This window comes from Paenibacillus sp. GCM10027626 (assembly GCF_042676285.1).
Lineage (GTDB): Bacteria > Bacillota > Bacilli > Paenibacillales > Paenibacillaceae > Paenibacillus_Z.
Genome location: NZ_JBHTHC010000030.1, coordinates 12703 through 33953 on the forward strand (window position 1 = coordinate 12703; position 21251 = coordinate 33953).

At 44.0% G+C, this 21251-nt stretch carries 20 protein-coding genes and 1 pseudogene; 9 read left to right on the forward strand and 12 right to left on the reverse strand.

The window, feature by feature from the left end:
- Nucleotides 1-2: 2 nt before the first annotated feature.
- The 4 genes from ACFQ0N_RS34215 to ACFQ0N_RS34230 form a co-directional block, all read right to left on the reverse strand.
- Nucleotides 3-1445, reverse strand: a complete 1443-nt coding sequence (locus ACFQ0N_RS34215; protein WP_379334605.1) for an N-acetylmuramoyl-L-alanine amidase — start codon at nucleotides 1443-1445, stop codon at nucleotides 3-5.
- Nucleotides 1446-1931: 486 nt separating this feature from the next.
- Entirely contained in the window at nucleotides 1932-2969 is a 1038-nt protein-coding gene (locus ACFQ0N_RS34220) for a hypothetical protein (RefSeq protein ID WP_379334606.1), read from the reverse strand.
- A gap of 672 nt (nucleotides 2970-3641) precedes the next feature.
- A complete protein-coding gene (locus tag ACFQ0N_RS34225) occupies nucleotides 3642-4133 on the reverse strand; it encodes a hypothetical protein (protein WP_379334607.1) in 492 nt (163 codons plus the stop codon).
- Between the two features lie 364 nt (nucleotides 4134-4497).
- A complete protein-coding gene (locus tag ACFQ0N_RS34230; protein WP_379334608.1) occupies nucleotides 4498-5541 on the reverse strand; it encodes an SRPBCC family protein in 1044 nt (347 codons plus the stop codon).
- 478 nt (nucleotides 5542-6019) lie between these two features.
- Here ACFQ0N_RS34230 and ACFQ0N_RS34235 point away from each other — a divergent pair, with 478 nt between their 5' ends.
- Entirely contained in the window at nucleotides 6020-6682 is a 663-nt protein-coding gene (locus ACFQ0N_RS34235; RefSeq protein ID WP_379334609.1) for a hypothetical protein, read from the forward strand.
- Nucleotides 6683-6746: 64 nt separating this feature from the next.
- On the opposite strand, the gene ACFQ0N_RS34240 is transcribed toward ACFQ0N_RS34235, so the two are convergent.
- Both ACFQ0N_RS34240 and ACFQ0N_RS34245 read right to left on the reverse strand, forming a co-directional pair.
- Nucleotides 6747-7364 (reverse strand): hypothetical protein, encoded by a 618-nt coding sequence (locus ACFQ0N_RS34240; protein ID WP_379334610.1) that lies wholly within the window; start codon nucleotides 7362-7364, stop codon nucleotides 6747-6749.
- Between the two features lie 243 nt (nucleotides 7365-7607).
- Nucleotides 7608-7853: a hypothetical protein gene (locus tag ACFQ0N_RS34245; RefSeq protein ID WP_379334611.1), complete on the reverse strand. Its 246-nt coding sequence runs from the start codon at nucleotides 7851-7853 to the stop codon at nucleotides 7608-7610.
- Between the two features lie 341 nt (nucleotides 7854-8194).
- Here ACFQ0N_RS34245 and ACFQ0N_RS34250 point away from each other — a divergent pair, with 341 nt between their 5' ends.
- The 3 genes from ACFQ0N_RS34250 (at nucleotide 8195) to ACFQ0N_RS34260 (ending at nucleotide 9365) form a co-directional block, all read left to right on the forward strand.
- A complete protein-coding gene (locus ACFQ0N_RS34250) occupies nucleotides 8195-8335 on the forward strand; it encodes a hypothetical protein (RefSeq protein ID WP_379334664.1) in 141 nt (46 codons plus the stop codon).
- An 8-nt stretch (nucleotides 8336-8343) separates the two neighbouring features.
- Nucleotides 8344-8763 (forward strand): RNA polymerase sigma factor, encoded by a 420-nt coding sequence (locus tag ACFQ0N_RS34255; RefSeq protein ID WP_379334612.1) that lies wholly within the window; start codon nucleotides 8344-8346, stop codon nucleotides 8761-8763.
- A 209-nt stretch (nucleotides 8764-8972) separates the two neighbouring features.
- Nucleotides 8973-9365: a hypothetical protein gene (locus ACFQ0N_RS34260; protein ID WP_379334613.1), complete on the forward strand. Its 393-nt coding sequence runs from the start codon at nucleotides 8973-8975 to the stop codon at nucleotides 9363-9365.
- 82 nt (nucleotides 9366-9447) lie between these two features.
- On the opposite strand, the gene ACFQ0N_RS34265 is transcribed toward ACFQ0N_RS34260, so the two are convergent.
- Entirely contained in the window at nucleotides 9448-9918 is a 471-nt protein-coding gene (locus ACFQ0N_RS34265) for a hypothetical protein (protein WP_379334614.1), read from the reverse strand.
- A gap of 42 nt (nucleotides 9919-9960) precedes the next feature.
- Nucleotides 9961-10308, reverse strand: a complete 348-nt coding sequence (locus ACFQ0N_RS34270; RefSeq protein WP_379334615.1) for a hypothetical protein — start codon at nucleotides 10306-10308, stop codon at nucleotides 9961-9963.
- A gap of 535 nt (nucleotides 10309-10843) precedes the next feature.
- On the opposite strand from ACFQ0N_RS34270, the gene ACFQ0N_RS34275 reads away from it, so the two are divergent.
- The gene (locus tag ACFQ0N_RS34275; protein ID WP_379334616.1) at nucleotides 10844-11317 is read left to right on the forward strand and encodes a DUF6896 domain-containing protein; all 474 of its coding nucleotides are present in this window, start codon (nucleotides 10844-10846) and stop codon (nucleotides 11315-11317) included.
- Nucleotides 11318-11406: 89 nt separating this feature from the next.
- A complete protein-coding gene (locus tag ACFQ0N_RS34280; protein WP_379334617.1) occupies nucleotides 11407-12255 on the forward strand; it encodes a lipoate--protein ligase family protein in 849 nt (282 codons plus the stop codon).
- Nucleotides 12256-12332: 77 nt separating this feature from the next.
- Here the strand turns inward: ACFQ0N_RS34280 and ACFQ0N_RS34285 are convergent, their stop codons facing one another.
- The gene (locus ACFQ0N_RS34285; protein WP_379334618.1) at nucleotides 12333-12893 is read right to left on the reverse strand and encodes a hypothetical protein; all 561 of its coding nucleotides are present in this window, start codon (nucleotides 12891-12893) and stop codon (nucleotides 12333-12335) included.
- Nucleotides 12894-14171: 1278 nt separating this feature from the next.
- On the opposite strand from ACFQ0N_RS34285, the pseudogene ACFQ0N_RS34290 reads away from it, so the two are divergent.
- A pseudogene (locus ACFQ0N_RS34290) lies at nucleotides 14172-15159 on the forward strand (phage baseplate protein).
- 190 nt (nucleotides 15160-15349) lie between these two features.
- Nucleotides 15350-15514, forward strand: a complete 165-nt coding sequence (locus ACFQ0N_RS34295; RefSeq protein WP_379334619.1) for a zincin-like metallopeptidase domain-containing protein — start codon at nucleotides 15350-15352, stop codon at nucleotides 15512-15514.
- Nucleotides 15515-15759: 245 nt separating this feature from the next.
- On the opposite strand, the gene ACFQ0N_RS34300 is transcribed toward ACFQ0N_RS34295, so the two are convergent.
- From ACFQ0N_RS34300 to ACFQ0N_RS34310, 3 genes are all read right to left on the reverse strand, one after another.
- Nucleotides 15760-16167: a VOC family protein gene (locus ACFQ0N_RS34300; RefSeq protein ID WP_379334620.1), complete on the reverse strand. Its 408-nt coding sequence runs from the start codon at nucleotides 16165-16167 to the stop codon at nucleotides 15760-15762.
- A 303-nt stretch (nucleotides 16168-16470) separates the two neighbouring features.
- Nucleotides 16471-18537 (reverse strand): ABC transporter ATP-binding protein, encoded by a 2067-nt coding sequence (locus ACFQ0N_RS34305; RefSeq protein WP_379334665.1) that lies wholly within the window; start codon nucleotides 18535-18537, stop codon nucleotides 16471-16473.
- A gap of 138 nt (nucleotides 18538-18675) precedes the next feature.
- A complete protein-coding gene (locus ACFQ0N_RS34310) occupies nucleotides 18676-20418 on the reverse strand; it encodes an ABC transporter ATP-binding protein (protein WP_379334621.1) in 1743 nt (580 codons plus the stop codon).
- Between the two features lie 510 nt (nucleotides 20419-20928).
- On the opposite strand from ACFQ0N_RS34310, the gene ACFQ0N_RS34315 reads away from it, so the two are divergent.
- Nucleotides 20929-21234: a hypothetical protein gene (locus ACFQ0N_RS34315; protein ID WP_379334622.1), complete on the forward strand. Its 306-nt coding sequence runs from the start codon at nucleotides 20929-20931 to the stop codon at nucleotides 21232-21234.
- The last annotated feature ends 17 nt before the right edge of the window (nucleotides 21235-21251 follow it).

A 21251-nucleotide genomic window follows, 5' to 3' on the forward strand; every position in this document is an offset into this window, starting at 1 on the left:
TCCTAGCTCACCTTCAAATATTCCTTGATTCCGGCTACTATTTCGCGCGCGATTTCATTTTGCTTCTCTTCGCTGAACATGATTTCCACATCAGTTTTGTTGCTCAGGAAGCCTACTTCAAGCAGCACGGCAGGCATCGTCGTATACTTCGTTACCACAAGGCCCGCTGTTTTCACCTTGCGGTCCTTGAGCCCTGTCGCTTTGATAAGATGCTTTTGCAGCACTTCAGCCAGCGCCTTGCTGTTGTCTCTTGTGTACCACGTTTCTGTACCTGAAGCCGACGGCGTAGCGCTGTTGCCATGAATGGAAACAAAAATGTCCGCACCCAAATCGTTGGCAAATTTCGCCCGGTCCATCAACTCCACAGAAGTATCATCCTCGCGCGTCAAATAAGGTTGAATTTGCGGCTCTTTGTCCAGCAGCGCTTTAATCTTCAGTACAAGCGCCAGGGTGAACTCCTTTTCCTTTTTTCCATTAATTGCCGAAGCCCCTGGTGCTTTGCCACCGTGCCCCGCATCAATCACAACCTTGAATTTGCCAGTGGAAGGCTTGTCCTTTCCAGGAGCAGTTACAGGCGGCGGTACAACTACAGATCCCGGTTCGAGAATATCCAGTCGGATATGTCCATTCTCCTGTACGACATTGACTGGCGTTTCGACTGTAAAATCCAGCACTATGCGTACCGTAGTCGGCTTGTCCTTGAAATTGGAGTACCGGATACCTGTAAAGGAAGGATGGGTATCAGTCGCAATGGATGACTGTCCGTTCTCCAAATTCGCTGCCAGGATACCGTCCATAACAGTATTACGCAAATCAATGACGAAACGTTCCGTATTATGTAATACTTCTGTTTCGATTTTGCTAATTTCGCCACTGTACCACAGATCCACACCGCTGGTGCCATCGAAATTAATGGAATTCAACGTTCCAAGAGCGCCAGCATCACCTGGATTCTGCCCAGTCTCGCCGCTGCCGGTCGAATCTGATCCCTCTTCCGGACTTTTAGGCGGCTCCTGCTGAGACATATGGACGGATTGCGTTTCCTTCTCCCAATACACGCTCAGTCCCAACTGCTGGCTTACAAAGCGCAGCGGTACAAGCGTAGTATTTTTGTCCGCAAATGGAGGTGCGTCGAGTGTTACTTCCCGATCATTAACGACAGCAGTCTTGCTGCTCAGCGTCAATACAATCTTGTTACTCCCATTGCTGATATTGACGTTTTTTCCGGCCCACTCGACATTAAATCCGAGACTCTCAGATACGATCCGCACCGGGACAAATGTGTACTGACCCACAAATCGCGGATCAACCGGTGTTTGCAGCCGCTCGCCGTTCAAATACAGCTTAGGAACAGTTAGCGCGGCCGCCGCGGATCCACTGCCGGTACCGATAATTAAAGAACATAGCAACGACAACAGCATTACAGCGGTTACAAACTTCTTCATCTTTCACCTCGGAAATTTTTTCGCCTCCAAGAAGGCCTGAACAAGCCGTTCCATACAGACGATTAATTAGACGCAATTTGTCAGAAAAAGTTGCATTTGAAGGGAATATTTTCCCGGTTTTTTCCTGCAGACAAGAGGCGCGCCAACAAATTCCGCTTTCCGGCAATTTTCGCGTCTTGGGCAGCAGAGATACCGCTATCGCCTGTAACATGGCAGCACCAATTCCTTGAAGGACACGAATACGATTAACTCCCCTAGGAAGGTAGAAAGTCCGCAAAAAATGAGTTATCTATAATAACATCATTCTTATTAAGACTGATAGCCTCTGGGAAAAACTCTTTCTTAGGCCTTCCGGTAACAGGATCGATAGAATCGGCGATCTCTTTCTTAGTCGCTAGGTCGGGTTCAGTGATATTGCTATAACGGAAAGCGCTATCCCAACGTACACGATAGGTTTGATCTTCATCATTCCTTCGCCCTTCTTCCCTATTCTAATTTAAAGTTTATTTCACTAACAAAGTGGATACCCTCTTTTTCAACGACAGTCACATCATATGTGCCCCAGTCTGGGACAATAATTAAGCATTTGGTGACTGGATCATCTTTAGCGCTCAATGTTTTATATTGAATGGTTTCCGCTGGAACTTCATTAGCAATCAAGTTGCCAGTCATATAAGAAGCCGTTAGTTCGCCGTTATTCATCCAGACGGAATGTCCTTCTCGATTACTTTTTATTGCTCCCATAGACATGCGACTCATTTTCCCCCCAGAATAATAGGGGACTTCAGTAATTTTTTTGGCAAGCTTATCTTTGGCAAGCTTGTAAAGGAGTAGTTGACCTTTATTTGCAGCATCGAAATCAGCGGCCTTTGTAAAAATGATTTTTTGAATGATCTGGATTTTCGAATCCTGACCACTTCTCAAAGTTACATGATAGTCGCCCCATTTTGGTACTTTTACTTCAACTACAGTCGCCCCTGTCTTCTTGTCATAAGGCTGTTTTGTAAAGGTAACATCGGCTTTAGTCGTTAAGGTAAAGGTTGAATTGGTAGAGCCTCCCTGCACCTTGCCCAATTGTTCGTCAATTGTGGAATCCGGTAAATATTCATAGGGGATCAAGTTGGGAATTTGCATGATAGTACGGAATAGTGGATCGCCCAATGTAACGTTATGCCCTTTGTTAAAACTTTTAACATCAGCATCGGCCAGATACGTAATTTCCCCTTTGTTATAGCTCGTAATCTTACTCGTTTTTTTCTCAAACTCCTTGGTATCCACTTCATACAGCGTGATCGGCTCCATAAGCATCTTCTTTTCTTCCTGCGGAACTGGGTTCGTTGTCCCAGTCCCGTTCTCTTCACCCGGCACCGGAGTCGCTGACAGTAGGTTCGTTTTATCTGTGTTCAAGCTTTTATTTACAGGGGAGACATTAGGTTGTTTCGTATCTAAAGGGGCCGATTGTGTTGAACAGCCGGTTAAAGCAACAGCTATTGCAACTCCTGATAATATTGTTCGTGCTTTCATTAGTTGCCTACACTCCATTTCGTCTCATTATATACGTTTAGACGGGTCAACGAATCAATAAGTTGCCAATATAATTCCAAATGAAGGAGGAAATTCTAATGTCGAAATTTTGTCGAGAAAAGTTATTGAAAAGCATTCAAGCAACCCATGGAGAGTCGTCGCCTACGCCAACTGCTTATGTGACGATATTTCGGAAAAAGATCGGTGTTAGAGTAGTAGGCGTATGGTTCCAAGGCAAGGCATCGGAATTTAATGATACTGATGTTTCATGCTCGGGGACATTGCCTACCCGATATGTTGCCCTTCCTCAAGAACTGCATTGTAACGATAATGTTATTGTTATAAATCCTGACAATAAAAGTCTGTTACGGCCGCGGCTAAAGATGTTGGCCCATCGGTGCCTTGTGGTACTTGTCCACTAGATCCTTATTGGAATACTGGAACTATTCCTCGGGCAGAAACAAACGACAAAAAAGCTCGTTCCACGCTGTGCGGAAATACATGCAATCTAACTGTAAATGGTGCCTTTATTGACTTGAGTACAAAGATCATGGATGACCTGGTGTTTCAGGGCCTGCAAACAACCGCTCTATCTATGGTGCTTTATGGCGCTGGGCATAGATTGAGGAGGAGATCCCCCGCTCTAAACGAGGAGGACACCCTCCTCGTTTTTTATTTTTTATCGATGGTCGAATGTAGAACAATATTTGTTATAAAGAAAAGATTACCTGTGTTTTCTGATGCCTCTATGGTTATTTCGTAAAAGAAACTACTTCCTAGAGTAATTGTAGCTATTGCGGCATCATCGGAAAGGTTCTTGATTTTAATAAATTCACTCTTAATCCCACCACCCTTTTTGTAGTCATCAGGAACAAGATTTGTTACCTGAGATGCAATAAAGGTTTCTACATGTCTCAACCAAGGGTGATGACCCTCGCTGAAAGACTTTACTGTATCTTCAGTAAGATGTTTGATCTCTCCGTTCGAATAAAATGGTAACTCATTTATTTTCGCACCTTTAAAGTTGATTAAATCCAATGAATAGATCGTTGTAGTGAATTGGGTTTGTTCATGGCCTGGTGTTTCTTCTTTTACTTCGTTAGAGTTTAACTGCGCTGTTTCGGAAGACGGAGCTCTTTCGGCAGTACATGCAGTCAGTACCATGAAACCAAGAGTGACACAAAGAATAATTATAATTTACGAACGTTACTTCTACTCATGATTCCCTCCCCTTTTCATATATACATATTAAACAGTTTTAATCTCATTTAGTCCCCATACTCCGACATTCATCGAAACGGTTTTGCCGTCATCATCAACAAGGGTTAGACAAATTTAAAATCAAAGATGCTATCATCGATATAAGCTCTGCCATGATGTCTTCTCTTGGCGGTAGTGGAGATATTACCTCTGCTTGGCGTTTCACGTAATCAATCAAATAGCTGTACCTAACCGGGTGCAGCTAAACTTTTCTTATTCGGCGTCAAACTCGATTTTTTGAATAAGTGCAATACCCGAATCTATACCGCTATTGAGGGTGACCGTATAGGTACCGAGTTTGGGCACTTTTACTTCTACCACAGCCGGTCGTTCCTGGAAACTTTTTGTATTTTGGAGTGAATAGAATGCCGTTGGATGACATAATAACGTCTTTTCGATCCGAAAGCTGCTGAGTAATCGCTTCATCTTGAAGGTAATCGAAAGGAATCAGATTGGCTATTCTCATCATGCCTTGAACAAGTGGGTCACTCCAGGGAACGCTATGGCCTTGATTGTGACTATCGACTGAGGCTTGCTCATAATATGTAAAACTGCCTTGACCATAACTAGGAATTTGACTAGTCTTTTTTTCGAACCAGCTATCATCCAGATCCAGGATTGTAATACTTCCTTTCATTTCCTGCTGAGCGTGAGGTTGAAACGTGATTTTTTGGATAATCTCGAAGCCCGACCCTTGACCTGTTCTCCAAGTTACGGAGTACATTCCCCATTTGGGTACTTGCACGTCAACACTAGTCGTTTCTGTTTCTTTGTTATAAGGATTCTTTGTAAATACAATACCGTTTGTTGTTGTTATAGTAATTATTTTATCAGGATGGGTCCCCCCTTGTGCGTTGGCAAACTGTTCATCGATGGTCGGGTCCGGCAAATAATCATAGGGAATCAGGTTGGAAATCCCCTTAATCGTACGCTCAAGAGGACTTGCTAGTTCTACATTATAACCTTCATTAAAGTTCTTTATTTGGGCTTGTGTCACATAGGAAATTTGGCCTTTGAAATAACTTGGAATCTCGCTTGTCTTTTTCAAAAACTCCCTGGCATCCACTTCAAACAGCGTGATCGGTTCCGTAAGCACCTTCTTTTCTTCCTGCTGAACCGGTTTTGGCCTACCGGTTTCGTTTTCTTCGCCTGGCGTCGAAGTGGCTGACAGTAGGTTCGTTTTATCCGTGTTCGAGCTTTGATTTACAGGGGAAGCACGAGGCTGCTCTGCATCTAAAGGGGCCGATTTGGTTGAACAGCCGATTAAGGCAATAGCTATTGCAACTCCTGATAATATTGTTCGGACTCTCATTATTTGCCTGCACTCCATTTCGTTTCATTATATACGTTTAGACGTGTCGGCGATTCAATAAGTTGCCAATTAAATTCCAATGAAGGAGGAACTTCTGATGTCCAATATTTGTTGAGAAAAGCTATTGAAAAGCATTCAAGCAGCGTATGGCGCAGTCGTCGACTACGCCAACTGCTTATGTGACGATATTTCGGAAGAAGATCGGGAAATTTTCTTTAAATTTTGCCTGGAGCTTTCCATACAGCTACAGGAATTGCGAAAGCTTTATGCTTCTCTCTCAAGTCGATCCATTGAGCGGACTGCCCCTCGTTGAACCGGATTGCGGCTGCTCCAAAACAAATAGCCTTTTACCAAATAAGGATTCTAAAATTAAAGCAACCTTCAGACTTTAACCTGCGTCTAGCAATTAATACAAAAAAGAAGGAGAATGCCGTGAACTAGGTAATATTAATTTACAAATAGGAGTGAATACAATTTCATGCCCCGTCTAGTAAGCATTTTGCTTTTAGTATTCGTTATTGCCCTAACCGGATGTGGTTCAAAGTCTAACCCATCTTCAAATTCACCATTATCTGTGCCTGAAGAATCTTCTTCTTCCTCGTCATCACAAATGGAGATAAGAGCTATTGGAACTATTAATTCTGGAGAAATTTTGGTAATACCAAAAACTAATGAAACAATAGAAAAGTTAGAGGCTCCGAGTTGTTTGGGAAAAGCGGAAGACTATTTATTCAAATCAGATTACGAGGTTATGTTCAAAGATAAGGATGATAATGAATCAGTTATTAAGCTCCCAAAAATTGATACATTTATTAGACCAGATAACACACAGATTACTTTGCCTACACTTGATTTTAAAGAATTTCAGGCTGTGGTAATTGCCCCTCAATATACAGATTGCCATGGGGTATCTTTTTATTTAATAGGAGCGAAAGATAATGATGTATTTCCATTTAAGTTTATAACAGATGAATGTGCTTCCGATTCATTTCATTATGCATCGAATACACAGTTAAAAGTTATAAATGATCAATTAGTGATTCAGCCAGGGCAAGCCGCTGGAAGTGAAACAAAAAAAGAACTCATTTTCAAGCCTGATTTGAAAGAAAAAGCAATGCGTCTTGTCCAAGCCAACACTTAGAAAGAATAACAACATTTTGTCTTTAACACGGATGGAATCAGCAACAGCCCCTTTCGGGGCTGATTTATTGGGCTGCAACATGCCGGATATGCCTGACAACTTCTAAAAACATGGGTAAAGCTTGATCCTGCTCATCTTCAAAATAACGAAGTTCAACGTAATACTGATGTTTTTCCTTCTCAACTACAAAAGCATCCGTAATGAGTACCCCTTCTTGGTGTGACCCAACATATTCTTTGAACTTTTGCAGTTCTTTTTTCTGTATATTTAGGTCTGTAAGATAAGTATCACTAAACTCCAGTATAGAAATAGAGTTCTTGTCCTGGTCATATCCCCATCTATTGCCGTCTTCAAATTCATAGATTTCCATCTTATCGGGAATATAAAGGCCTAATGGCAGTATGGGGGCTTTCATAAATTGAGCAGACGATTGCTGTCCTCCCCATTCAAGAGTAATTTCTTTAGTGCCGTCGTATTCTTTAAAATCAAAGAGATTCTCTGTACCCTTCTCACTATTGGCTTTATTTATTTTTTCAGGTTCCTGCGGGCTTGTAGATTGATTTTTTGGTGTTTTATTAGCTTCTGATTCACTTTGGGTTTTGCCATCGTTCACGGCCGCGGGGTTGTTGTTACAAGCGGACATAACCAAAATCACCGCAATTAATACAGACCATCTGCTCAAAGTAACCACCTCATCTCTAAATCATAAAAATATAAACGCAAAACACTGGATATTGTTGCATCTTTTTTACTGATTTTGCATTGTTGGTGCCAGTGTAACAAACTCTTATTTATAGCTTCTACTTGGGTCTACTGAACGTTTTTCCTCACAAGCAATTTCGCCCCCTTCCGATAACGCGGCAGAACTGAAAATCTTTACGTTCTCCTTATCAACAAAAATAAAATGATCCTTAATGTTTATTCTTTATGATACAACTTCCGTATTCGCATCTTGCATGGCTCTCAATGAGGAACGAATGACAATTTGTTTAGCTTCCTCCTTCTGTATTTCACGATTCCCTTTTAAAAAGTGAGGATCGAAGGCCAATTCCAATAAAGCCGCCATCGTCGCTCTTGTGGAAAGTTGTTCATCTTGAAGAAGATAAAAAGAGAGCTGAAAACAATATATTTCATACTGCCTTAATATTCGTGCCCTTTCTCGCACATCCATTTGCTTTCATCCCCTTGTTATTATCAACATGTTAGCTCCACTATCTGACGAAAAACTTCAAAAAATTAATTAACGAAAAGAAGCAGCCCTCACAATAAGAGAGCTACTTCTTTTTGACATTTAGCCATCAATTTCCGTTCTAGGTGTCTACCTTTATAAACGATACGAACTAACAAAATCTGACGCAAAGCATCCAAAATTTTATACATAGGTGAACTGAATGCCGAAGTTCAGGAGGACATCTATCGATCTTTTCACAAATATGTGTATAAGGACATTTTTTTATTACGCGGGAGCATGCAGTTACAGAAGACATCATACATGAATCATTTGTAAAGGCGATAACACAGGGGCCAAAAACCGCCCATGCCGCTAATCTATCATCCTGGGTTAAACAAATCGCGCGGAATACGGCGCTGGATTGGTTAAGAAAATATAAAAAAATCGTCAGGAAATCGATACTGAAACCGTTAATATTTTAGATAGCAAAATGTCCGTTGCTGATAAAGTCGAAAACAAGCTACGTAACGAAATGTTGCATCTCGCAATCCAAGAACTAAAACCGGAACATCGAACGCTACTGATCATGTTTTACTTGGAAGAAAGATCGTACAAAGAAATATGCCGAGAACTTCGCCTCTCCGAGCAAGTCATGACCCAACGGTCAGCCAGAGCTAGGAAGAAGCTTCTCATAATTCAGCTCTCTGAGCAACGTATTGACGAGCATACGGCGAGAATCAAAACAGATGTTCATGAAGAAGCAGGGAGTATAAAGGAAATTCAAATTGGCAGTCAGTACGATGAAGAACATTTAACCGGTAATTGGTACTTTGATGTTTATGGGGAGCATTGCATGTTTGGAGGCTGCCACGCCAAAGGCGCAGGCCAGATAAGTCTTTCCTGCCCATGATGATGATATTGAGTTTATCCTGAATGTAAGAGCCGGTAGCCAAGCGAAGGATTTGGGTTCGGTCCAGCTTACGATCCACGTGATATTCAACATCTTCAATGCAGGCTTGGCTTTGTTGAAAATTTGCTTTTCGCTCTCCTATAGACAGAAACTTTGGGATATACTCAAATAAAAATGAGGTCTTTTATTTCTTGAAAGGAGGCCGTAAATTGATTACAGTAATTGGTGTCGGTAGGAAAATATTAGCCAGTATAGTATGTTCAGTGTGTATTTCATTACTCCTAACTTATACTGGCTACGATCATGCCGAGTTCTCAAATTTTATTGCCATATTTATGTATTCTTTCGTATTTACCTTGATTATTGGCGTACCTTCCTCAATTGTTATCGATTTGGTGACTTATAAGATACAAAAATCCGTTTTTTATCTAACTACAGGACTTACATTGCACCTCATTTTTGCAGGAATTGTTGTATATTTGTTCGCTATCGCTGATGAAACTCTTATATATAATGTTTTTATATTCGCGGTCTTTGCAGCAGCATTAGGTTTGTGGCTTTTTGATACTTGCCTAAAAAGGTTACTCATTTTAAAAAGATAATTGAAAAAAGGGGGCCATAGTCAGTTGACTTTGGATACCCCTTTTTTACTATGTCGAATGTACGAACTATGAAGGTATAATTTTAACCACTTATATCAAATGACCAACTTGGATATATGGGAAGTAAGTACAAGAAATCAACATCACCATTTGCTTTTCGCACAGCAGAGTGTTGGAAAATCATCTTATAGTTACCTGTGGCATGATCATAAATATAGAATTCGTGTGAAGGTGCCTTATCATGAGAGCCTTTGACTCTCCAATCTCCGTCTCTTTCTATCCAAGCATCATAGTAATAAGTGATGTCAGGAGAAAGATTATCACGATATGGAATTCCACAGTCCCCTCCAGCCCCAAATTGTTTCTTATCCTTTCCGTAACTATTCGGTGACATCAAGTACAGTCTAAAAGCATTGTTCTCGAGTGTGCATTTAGCTTGACCAGTCCAAACTGGTTTATCATTCTTGTCTACAAGGGTGGTGGAATCAACGGCAGTTCTTTGATTATATGTGCTGTAAGACGGCTCGTCAAAAGTGACATCAATATTTTGCAAGGTTTTTGTACCTTCTCTATAAATTCGTAAAGGTTGTCGTCGTCAGGAATTTCCGGCAAATTTAGTAACAAAATCTGCCCCAGCAACGCTTTCAAATGTCATATCAGGAGCGCTTTCGGTATCATCTGTTTTTAGCAATGTATGATTCAAGGAAGACTTTGCTTTTGTGGAAATTCTAACAATGTCAACTAAATTATCTCTCATAGGCAGCAATAACATACTTATAAAGCTCGTCTGGTTTGACATCTGTTTCAACAAATGTATTTTTGTCTGTTTCACTAACGGGCAGGATAACGTAACTTCCAAGTAATGGATTGGTATAATAAATAGCAAGACGTAATCATCAAGCGAGGGGGATTTCGTGAGCAAAGTTAGATTTCTTTCTAACATAATGGTTGGGCTCTTATTCTTGTCTTCTTTCTGGATATTAATTGGAACTATTCTTTACATTAATTCACTATCAGCACTTGCTATCTTCAACATTGGAATGAAGCACTTGATTTATTTCTTATGGGGCATCCCCGCTATCTTAGCTATTTTTGGTGTAATATTTATAAAAAAACTTAAGTTAAAAATATTATTAATCTCATTCTTGGTTGGAACAATATTTGTTTCCTTAATCATTCCTAGACTTCTAGAATAAGGCTACTAAGGTCAGAACACCCTTTAGCCCATTACTTAACAGGACACGATAGCACAATGACTACACCACAAGGCTGTCGGGAACGATCGGCAGCCTTGGCTCACGGGCAGGATAGCTCAATAATTTCGCGAATACTCTACGTATGGAATTATTTTCGAAGTTCGTGAATAAGACGTTATCAGAAATTGCCCAATTGCATGTTCGTGAAATGATACTCAGAGAAAGCCGGATAACCACTACGCCAGTTTGAAAAGTGAAAAATAGCATAGAAGGCGGTAATGTATGAACTCGCTAACAAAAGAAACGGTAGATGAATTATTGGCAGCAATGGACGCTTATAAAGTAATTGCGCAAGAACTCATTGACAAATTAATATTGGAAACGAACCAGCCTGAAAAATCAGAGATAATAAAAGGAAGTTACTACTTAATTTCAAATGCGGAATTACTAAACGATGAAGAACATTTAACCGGTAATTGGCACTTTGATGTTCATGGAGAGCATTGCATGTTTGAAAATTTAGATACTGGACAAAAATTGGAGGTTTCCCTCGGGAATACAGACGATATTGGAAATGTTGATCCCTACTTTTTTTATGACTTCTTGAAATCAACTGAGAATTTTAAACACTTAATTCAACATTTTGAAAATCCATTTGGTGATATGTTGAATTTTTTCGAAGTATTAGAAAAGCGAAAAATACTTATACATATTCACGGTGTTGAATACAGAAAGATTCTTCAGAATGAAAAATAATTTTGGTTCGTGAATAAAGAGGACGTTAGACGAAAGTCGTTGATTAATGACGAAAAATCCAATAAGCAAGAAATGGGAGAAGATGAGCAATGAATAAGTATATCCCCGCCCCTTTTTATATTCAGAATTCGAGTGAACGCACACTAAGAGGGGACATTCTATTTCCGTTCGCATATGATGAGCTGATTTGCAGCGGCGTCGCCAAGGGGGCAGCACCCTTTGTCCATATTTGGCGGCATGAAAAGGCGATCGTGCTCGGGCCGCGCGACCGGCGCTTGCCCTATGCGGAGCGAGCCATGGAATGGATGCGCCTGCAAGGCTATGCAGTCGGGGTACGCAACTCCGGCGGAGCCGCGGTGCCGCTCGATCCGGGCGTCGTCAATCTTTCAGTAATTGCACCCAATCCGGAAGGCCGGCTCGATTTTAAGCATGAATTTGAGCTGATGTATGAGCTTATTACTCAAACCTTGGACAAGCTGGGCATTAAAGTAGATAAAGGTGAGGTCGTCGGCTCCTATTGTCCGGGAGAGTACGATGTCAGTGTGAATGGGCGGAAAGTATGCGGCATCTCGCAGCGGCGGCAAATGAAAGCGTTCATCGTGAATTCTTTTGTCAATGTAGGAGGACACGTCAGGCGCAACGCCGAACTGATTCGCAACTGGTACAGTATTGCGACCGGCGCTGCCGAAGGCCATGAGCCAGACGAGACAGTGCTGAGCAGTGTTCCCGAGATCAAGCCGGAAGTGATGGCAACGCTGGGAGAGCTTGGCGAAGCCGGCATTACCGTGCGTTCGTTTACGCAGTCGCTAATTGCAACGCTAACAGAATGGGGCGGCGCCGAAGGCCGCCACCCTGATAAGCCGTCCATGCAGCAGTTGGACCAGATGGCGCGGCTGCTGCGGGAACGATATGACAACAACGACAACGCCCCGGAATAGCCGGGGCGTTTGCCGTTGTTCGCACACTTGCTCGCTTGTTCGAAAGCTCTGTCAGGAAGTTATGGGAAAATAGCGAACTACTTTTTAATTTTAGCTTTGCCATCAATATACCAAATACGGTTTCCAGACTCATCCTTCTTAGATTTAATATCAATTACGACTGTTTCACCAGTTCCTTTCAACCATGTCAAAATTGCCCTATCTTTTTTCTCGTTAAGAAGTACGGCCGGCATATAGTCACCAACTGAGATGTTGTTTTTGCGTTCATCGCTGAACAATGCATCTTTAAATGAATTAGACTCTTCTTTTGAAAGATGGTTGGTTAGTTCCAAGTCAATGTCAGTGCTTGGCACAATCGTCCATATTTCTTTCATAATAGCAGCATCTCTAGACATTATATCGTTAATTGCTATTTCTTTGGCTCTTTCCCACTTTTCCATCATGGATTTATAAAGTTCAGGTGAGTTTCTTTCCTGAAAAGATTCATGGTTATTAACATGGGTAGTCACTTTGTGGCCATTCACTAATTCCGTTGGGGTAAAGTCGTTTTTTTCAATACTCGCCCAGACAGATGCCCCTACTACAACACTAGCCAACATTGCTGCACTTGTTGTCAGTAAAATCTTTTTATTTAACATTTAATTCTCTCCTTTACCATTTTTCTATCTCAGATAAATGTTCATCCTGTGGCGTATTTGGTGCTTCAATGCTCTATTTTTTTATATCCCATACCAATTCATAGTTCTGAGATGAAGGATGATGACAGTTGGTGATTAATGCCTTTGCTTCAAATGGTCTAGTATTGTCACTTTGCTTTGTTCCTTGTAATACACCATTTTTATACAATTGATTATATGTGCTGGGCTGCTGGTGAAATGCCTCTACAATATAGAACGTAGTCGATTGATAAAATCTAACGTTCCTACGACGGAAAACTTGAATTGGGCAAGACTACATTCGGCTTGGCCGGCAAAGTTTCCTAAAGAGCCGATACAGGGAGCTTTCCGGCATTAACGTCTTGAATAATGCCTATCATTCGTTCATATTGTTCCATGCTTATGATCTGTCGATAAAGAGGCTTCGGGTGAGAAGCATTTTCCGTATATGCATACACTGATCCCCCCACAACAAAAAATACTTACAATTGCAGTTACAACTGAGATTTTCTTCATAACTACTCTTTCGATAGAACGTTTTTTCATTTCTCTGACGAGTTGTCGCGCAATAAAGTTCCAAACTTTGGGAAATAAGATTGTTGACACTAAGAGAACCTCTTAAGTAAAATCCTTAATATTTTACCGTGTACTTACCAAGGGTGATGACCCTCATTGAAAGACTTTGCTGTCTCTTCAGTAAGGTATTCAATCTTCCCTTTCGAATAAAATGGCAAATGGTATAAAGCTCTTGTCATTTATGACAGCAAGTTCTTGTCCAAAGTGCAGACAAGAACCTGATAACATTGCCGTATAAGGACAAGAACTTGGTAACATTCCTGTATGGGTACTTGTAATTCGAACCTTGCCTATGTAGACTGTAAATGTCGGCAGCTCGTAAGCTACCCTGAAAATCATTAATGCTGGACACTCAAAAATGGCAATACGAAACTAAGCGTAGCAAACTTGTTTTTTTTGAAGCTACGCCTTCATTTTGTATGCGGGTGGATCAAATGTTATGAAGCAGTGGGGTTGGATATTGTAACGGTAAGGCCTAGGTTTTCAAGCCTCGGCCTCGAACAGGTTGACGATCGGTACGTCGACTCCAAATTTTCATCATCTGTGGTGCCGCGAAGCGCGGCATGGGGGGCTAACGGGCAGATTAGCGCAACGATATAGGCTGTACATACGTCTAATAGTTTAACTAAGCAAGGTGGAATTAAAGATCACCCTGATGCGTCATTGCACAAAGGAGGCATTATAATGTTTCAGGAGCATTTAGCTCTTAACGAAAGGAACTTAAAGATTTTTACATCTGTATTTCTTGCCATTCTTTTATTCATCGTGCCAGTCCTGCCTGCGGCGGCAGCATCACCTGGCAAAACCGTGAATGCATCGGCAAAGCTCGCATATAACCTAAAAGGGCTCAAGCACAATGTGTGCAGTACAAAAAGCATATATCGCAGACAAGTATATCTATGTTACACAGCGGTCTAAGGGTACATGCTATCTTTCCAGATTGCGCATAAACGGGAAAGACGCGAAGTACGTAGACCAAATGACTGTAACCAATACCGGCCATTGCCAAACACTTGATATGTACACATACAAAGGAAAAAATTATTTCTACTTCAGTTCTAAAGCAGATCCTTCAACAGACCAGTACTGGTCGCTCCAGGTGGCAAGACTTCAATATAAAGCCGGCTCAAAAGTCGATTATACGAAGCTTGATCGGTTCACCTATATGAATTACGCTAATAAGACAGGCAAAAGATTAGGCACCACCTATAGGGTTGACGGCGGCGGTAACAGCAAATATACGTTTTTCCGTGTACAGACAAACGAAAAGACCGTCACCTGGTCCATATACAGCACAGCGGCCTTGAACAAGCTTTTGGACAGTAAAAAGCAGGTTCGAATGGACAGTGCCGCCGCGGTAAAAGCGAGCGTAGCGAGCTTCACACAATCCGGCAGCCGTATTATTAGACCGAATGGATCTTTTCAGGGTGCAGATATGCTAGGGAGCACTAAAATTTACACTTCAGGGGGTGCCGAAGGACAAACCCCTCAGATCGCCATGATGACCAGCTCAGGTGCGTACAAGAGCCTGGTGAAAATTACGAATGTGGGAAAGCATGAAATCGAGGGAGTTCAGACCAAGAACGGGAAAGTCTATTTTACAATTGTGACGGATCCCAAGAACAAGAAGAACACACAGAAAATTTACTATGTGCCGGATACTATATTTTAAATAACTGTATGTATCAAAAGTCGCCGTTTGTTGGCGGCTTTTTTTCTACAACTCGTGTAGAATCGAGCTTAGTTCATGCCAAACCATCCTTTTGAATCGTTCAGGAATTGCCGAAATTGCCGCATTTGGTGACGAGTCTTACAGCAAAGAGGAACTTGTTGCGGAGATTGGCGCGGCCATGCTCTGCTGAGTGGCCGGAATCAACAACAGCACGATAGAAAACAGCGCCGCCTATATTGGGGGCTGGCTTAGGAAGTTGAAAGAGGACAACAAGCTAATCATTCAGGCAGCGGCGCAAGCGCAGAAAGCGGCTGATTATATTTTAGGCGCTACATTTGAAAATTCCATAGAGTAGCAATACCGCCCCCTTATCGGGGGCGGCAACTAAACCTAAAATATAATTCATGGGGAAATTTCACTATGTACAGGAATGGAAAATTAATGAATGGCCGCTTGTTTGTTCGGACGCTTCGGGGCAATTGGATTGAATTGCAGTTACTGGTTTAGATAAATTAGAGGATGTAATCGAATAGGCGGCGAAATGCGTCGCCCCAACCGGGGAAGGGGCCCCGGTTGGGGCGGGGTTCCCGATAACCCTTATTAATTCAAATAATCATTAATGTCAACGAGCGCGTCGAAACTAATTGTATGGCAGGTTACCTCAAAAAGAATTCCGCCCAGAGCCCTGAAATACAGGGTGTAACCAATTCCTATCATTCTAGGTTCATCTTCCGATGCAATGCCGACTGACGCAAGTTTCTCGTGGAACTGATCGACCTCCGTTATCGTTTCGACATAGAACCCTAGATGGAAGTCTTTAGGGTAAGTGGTGACTTCATCTTGGTCAGACCGTAATTTGCTAAGGACCAGGCTAAACCCATGGCCGTCGGTCATAGCGGCTATGAAGTCCCCTTTTTGACCTAATAGTTGAAAGTCGAAAAGATTTTGAAAAAATACAACTGCCTCTGACAGATCGTAAACACATAAATTTAAATGGTTAAGTTTCATTGATGATCTCCTCACAGTAAAGCCACACCCCATATAGGTTTAATCTCAACTAGACATACATAAGAGCAAGTTAATATGAATATAGGGCGCATGGGAATTTCCATTATCAATCCAATGTTATGACAGATGACCGTCTGATCGTGACTGGGTTGCCACTTGATCCTGCATTCTTCGGCCACGGTCCGCTTGAGCCTGCTTGGGTTCGCTTGGGGGCCGCTCCAGTCGCTTGGAGCTCCTAGTGGGCCGCATAGCAGCCAACTCCGCTCAACCGGCTGCATAACAGCCGGCTGAACGGTCACTAGCTTACACTGAAAACACGCCGTCCACCGATCTTGAGTGTTGCTGTACATCGCCGGACTCGGACTCTGCTGAAGCGGCAGCGGCAGCTTTCTCGCCCTGCTGCAGGCGGTACATTTGATAATACTTGCCGCCTTGAGCAAGCAATGTCTCATGATCGCCGCGCTCCACCACCTGACCGCGGTCAAGCACGAGGATGAGATCGGCGTTTTTGATCGTGGACAGACGGTGCGCGATAACAAACGTTGTCCGTCCCTGCTTCACAACCTCTAACGCATCTTGAATAATCGTCTCGGTTTCCGTATCGATATTCGATGTCGCCTCATCCAGAATAAGAATCGCCGGATCGAAGGCGAGTGCGCGCGCGAAGGAAATCAACTGCCGCTGCCCCGCCGACAGCGTGCCGCCCTTTTCGATCACCGGCTCGTCGATGCCCTTTCGCAAATTTTTCATTACCCGGTCGGCCCCGACATCCTTAAGCGCCTTCTGCACCTGTTCGCGCGTAATCGAAGGGTCATCCATCGACACGTTCGAAGCGATCGTTCCTGTAAACAGGAACGGATCCTGCAGCACAATGCCCATATGTCTGCGCATCGTCTGCCGCGGCATCGTGCGGGTGTCAACTCCGTCGATTGTCACCTTGCCGCTGCTGGGATCATAAAACCGGAACAACAAATTAATGATCGAGCTCTTGCCTGATCCAGTATGGCCGACTAGGGCGACCGTTTGCCCTTTCTTGGCCTCAAAGGAAATCCCCTTCAGCACATACTCATCATCTTTATATGCGAACCACACATCGTCAAACACGACATCGCCTTTATAGCGCTCCATCACCTCATCCGATACATCCTCGCCCTCTTCGTCCAGCAGCTCGAACACGCGCTCCGCTGATACAAGCGCCGTTTCCAGATTAGGCAATTGATTGACGATGTTCACCATCGGCTGGAACAGACGGTTCAAATAATCGACGAACGCATAGAGGACCCCTAAAGAGACGATCGCTTCCGGCCCCGCCAGCGCGCCTGCGCCGAAATAGTAAATCAGCGCCACATAAGCCGTATTGCGGATTACATTGACAAGATTATGTCCCGTCCACGCGTTCAGGCTGAGCAGCTTGCTTTTATACGTAAAATGCTGCTCGTTAAATGCTTCGAACTCCCGCTCCATCTTTTTCTCTTTGCGGAAAGCGCGAATAATCGGCATCCCTTGAATCGTTTCATTAATCCGCCCGTTAATTTCACTCAGCATAGAGCGGATAATCCGGTTGTACCGTTTGGCGATTTTGCCATACAGCACAATCCAGAGCACCAATGCCGGAATGATGAACAAGCAAATTGCCGCCAGCTTGACATCAAGCAGAAATAAGGCTACGAATATACCGGTCATATAAATAATGCCTGTAAAAAAGTTAGCCAGTACGGTCACATACAGATCACGAATCGATTCGGTATCATTCGTAATCCGCGACACCACTTTGCCGGCCGGCAAATTATCGAAGTATCGCACCGGCAGCCTGTTAATATGCCCAAACACTTCATTGCGCATATTGCGGATCACGCGGTTCGACGAAGCCTGCAAAAAGTAATGCTGGCCGTATGAGAACAATGCCGACACAAGCAGCAGGCCAAAATAAAACCAGCAAAGCTGGATCAAACCGCCCAGCTCCGGTCGAAAAAACTGATACAGCTCACCGTTGCTCAGCTTTTGCGCCTCATAACCGGCGCTCTTGTCTCCGCGGGCAATTGTAATATGCGTATCGCTGTCGGCTGTCCGGCTGCCGTCAAAGGCAATAGTCGACGGGATGAAATAGTAGGCTTTGCCTGCCTGCAAAATCCGCACCTCCGCGCCGCGCGCCTCTCCTTCGGCAAAATGATCGGCGCGTTTGTACTGCTGCTCTTTGTAAGCAACCGTATAATCGTCCGTTTTATTGTCCGCTGTCGCATACCACGGCTGCTCAATCCCGGTAATATGCACATCGATCAGCCGTTTAGCCACTAGCGGCCCCGCCAGATCGGTTGCCACCGCTACAGTTAACATCAATAAAGCGACAATTAGCCAGCCCTTCACGTTCATCGCATAACGGACGAGCCGCTTTACCGTCTTTTTCGTATCCGCAGGCGGACGATTCGCTTCCGGATCATGCTGGGTCAGCTCCTTAATCAGCTCCAAATCCTGTTCCTTGCCCAAAATAGCTTCACCGCCTTTTATCTGTTATTCATCCGCCGATTCAATCTGCTGACGGATATATTGCTCACTGTACCAGCCGCCCTGCTCCATCAGCATGTCATGCGTGCCCTGCTCGGCAATCTTGCCCTCATCAAGCACCAAAATCCAATCCGCATGCTGCACAGCCGACAGGCGATGCGTCGTAATTAGCGTTGTTTTGCCTGCCCGCTCCCTGCGAATGTTGGCAATAATCTCAGCTTCCGTTCGCGCATCGACCGCCGACATCGCATCGTCCAGCATCAAAATTTCCGGATCGGCAATTAGTGCGCGGGCAATCGAAACGCGCTGCTTTTGCCCGCCGGAAAGCGCGACACCCTTCTCGCCTACCAGCGTGGATAAACCCGATGGCAGAAAGGCCAAATCTTTTTTAAAGGCCGAGGCGTGTATCGCCTGCTCCAAATGCTGATCCTCCGCCCCTTCGCGGCCGAACAAAATATTGTTTTTCACCGTACGGGAAAACAAAAATTGCTCCTGCGGTACATAACCGTACCAAGATTTCAGCTGATCCATGTCAATCTGCGCAATTTCTGTCCCGGAAATCGTGATTTCTCCTGCCCCTGTCGGGTACTCGCGCAATAGCTGCTTCACCAGCGTTGTCTTTCCGCTGCCTGTGCGGCCGACGATTCCCAGCGTCTGTCCGCGCTCCAGCTTAAATGAAATCCCCTGCAAATTATCGGCCTGTGAGGACGGATAACGGAAGCTGACATCTTTGAACTCAATGGCGCCCGCTTCTCCCACCGGCGTCGTATTTGTCGGGTCCGGCACATCAGGCTTGACGCCCAGCGTCTCATTCACCCGGTCGAGCGAGGCGTTGCCGCGCTGCATAATGTTAATCATTTCGCCGATTGCAAACATCGGCCATATGAGCATGCCGAGGTAAACATTAAAGGAGACCAGCCCCCCGATCGTCAGCTCATTATGGTAGACCAGATAGGCGCCATAGCCGAGACCGATCAAATAGCTTGCTCCGACAAATATTTTTACTGTCGGCTCAAATAACGAATCGATGCGCACAACGGCGATATTTTTACGAAGCACATCCTGTGTAACGTCCGCAAAGCGCTTCTCCGACGCCCGTTCCTGCACATAGGCTCTTGTAACCCGCGTCCCGGAAATCGTCTCCAGCACCCCGTCGTTCATATCGCCGAAAGCATCCTGCGCCTCCGAAAACCGTTTATGAATCCGCGAGCCGTAAATCGAGACGAGCACAGCCATGAAAGGCAGCGGCAAAATCGCAATCAGCGTCAGCTTCCACGACACAAATACGATCATCGTCACAAGCAAAGTCACCATCCACAGCGTGGAGTCGACAAAGGTGAGCAAGCCGAAGCCCGCAGTCATCGACAGCGCCTGCAAATCATTGGTCGACCGCGCCATCAGGTCGCCGGTACGATTCCGCTCATAAAAGGACGGCGTCATTTTCAGAAAATGCCGCATCATTTTGGAGCGCATCATTTTCTCTACCACAAATGCTCCGCCAAACAGCCTATACTGCCACATATACGACAACAAATAGGTGACGATGGTGAGCACAATAAGCTGGATCAGGGTCAGCGACACACTGCTCCATGAAATGCTTCCCAGCTGAATCGAGTCAATTGTGCTGCCGACCATCATCGGAGGAAATACTTCCAGTATGCCGCAGAAGGTCAAAATCAAAATCGCCATAATATATCTCTTTTTCTCAAGCTTGAAAAACCAGCCAAGCTTAAATAACACAGACAGCATACAGGCTGTACTCCTTTCTCCATCCAAATAATCTATATGATAAAATGAAAAGCACACCGCTATATACGTACGGTGTGCTTCTGCCATATACTGATAAAGCGCACGTCGCGAGAGCGCGGCCTGCACTGTAAACTTTGCATCAACAAGGAATGAACAAGATGCTGCTGCATCCGCCCAGTTATTAAATAGGCCACGACATGTATGAAGTTGTAAGCATTGCGCGGTTAAACTTTACTGCAATCTGACGCGGATTTATTAGCAACATGTCGTTCACCTCTTCATCTAATTAATGGGATTACTTTCGTAACTTAACATGGCGGACAAAAGATTGTCAACCGCCTTTTTCAATTATAATTATTTGTTACTTGTCTTGCTTGTGCATAGCAGACGATCTTAAGAAAATCGTTCGGTTATCGCCATTATTATACAGGACGATCCGCGCCGAATGAAGATTAATCTGCTAGAATAGAAGATAGCTCATGTGAAACAGAAAGGCAGGAATCGGGCAGTATGGCGTTTGGCGTTACGCGGGAAGAATTGAATGAGTGGAAAGCGGCTATTATACGGGGAGAGATTGCTTTTTTGACGCATTATTGGCGGGATGATGAGCGTTTCCCCGGACTGCGCACAGTGACGAAGGTGGGCTGCAGCAATCTGGAGCGGCTTGCCTCGTGGTGCAGGCAACACGGCCTGAATCCCGACTATATACATCGGCGCGCGGCCTTCCCGCATTTCGATTTGATCGGGGCGAAGCAGCTTGAAGTCTTGCGACAAGAAGGCTTGTCCGATCAGATCGTCCGCTTCAAACTGCTCTAGACAGCTGATAAGAAAAA

Bases quoted from the DNA above. Each gene is read 5' to 3' on its own strand.
- ACFQ0N_RS34215 (WP_379334605.1), bottom strand. From the start codon at position 1,445: ATGAAGAAGTTTGTAACCGCTGTAATGCTGTTGTCGTTGCTATGTTCT.
- ACFQ0N_RS34220 (WP_379334606.1), bottom strand. From the start codon at position 2,969: ATGAAAGCACGAACAATATTATCAGGAGTTGCAATAGCTGTTGCTTTA.
- ACFQ0N_RS34225 (WP_379334607.1), bottom strand. From the start codon at position 4,133: ATGGTACTGACTGCATGTACTGCCGAAAGAGCTCCGTCTTCCGAAACA.
- ACFQ0N_RS34230 (WP_379334608.1), bottom strand. From the start codon at position 5,541: ATGAGAGTCCGAACAATATTATCAGGAGTTGCAATAGCTATTGCCTTA.
- ACFQ0N_RS34235 (WP_379334609.1), top strand. From the start codon at position 6,020: ATGCCCCGTCTAGTAAGCATTTTGCTTTTAGTATTCGTTATTGCCCTA.
- ACFQ0N_RS34245 (WP_379334611.1), bottom strand. From the start codon at position 7,853: ATGGATGTGCGAGAAAGGGCACGAATATTAAGGCAGTATGAAATATAT.
- ACFQ0N_RS34255 (WP_379334612.1), top strand. From the start codon at position 8,344: ATGTCCGTTGCTGATAAAGTCGAAAACAAGCTACGTAACGAAATGTTG.
- ACFQ0N_RS34270 (WP_379334615.1), bottom strand. From the start codon at position 10,308: ATGTTAGAAAGAAATCTAACTTTGCTCACGAAATCCCCCTCGCTTGAT.
- ACFQ0N_RS34275 (WP_379334616.1), top strand. From the start codon at position 10,844: ATGAACTCGCTAACAAAAGAAACGGTAGATGAATTATTGGCAGCAATG.
- ACFQ0N_RS34280 (WP_379334617.1), top strand. From the start codon at position 11,407: ATGAATAAGTATATCCCCGCCCCTTTTTATATTCAGAATTCGAGTGAA.
- ACFQ0N_RS34285 (WP_379334618.1), bottom strand. From the start codon at position 12,893: ATGTTAAATAAAAAGATTTTACTGACAACAAGTGCAGCAATGTTGGCT.
- ACFQ0N_RS34300 (WP_379334620.1), bottom strand. From the start codon at position 16,167: ATGAAACTTAACCATTTAAATTTATGTGTTTACGATCTGTCAGAGGCA.
- ACFQ0N_RS34305 (WP_379334665.1), bottom strand. From the start codon at position 18,537: ATGAACGTGAAGGGCTGGCTAATTGTCGCTTTATTGATGTTAACTGTA.
- ACFQ0N_RS34310 (WP_379334621.1), bottom strand. From the start codon at position 20,418: ATGCTGTCTGTGTTATTTAAGCTTGGCTGGTTTTTCAAGCTTGAGAAA.
- ACFQ0N_RS34315 (WP_379334622.1), top strand. From the start codon at position 20,929: ATGGCGTTTGGCGTTACGCGGGAAGAATTGAATGAGTGGAAAGCGGCT.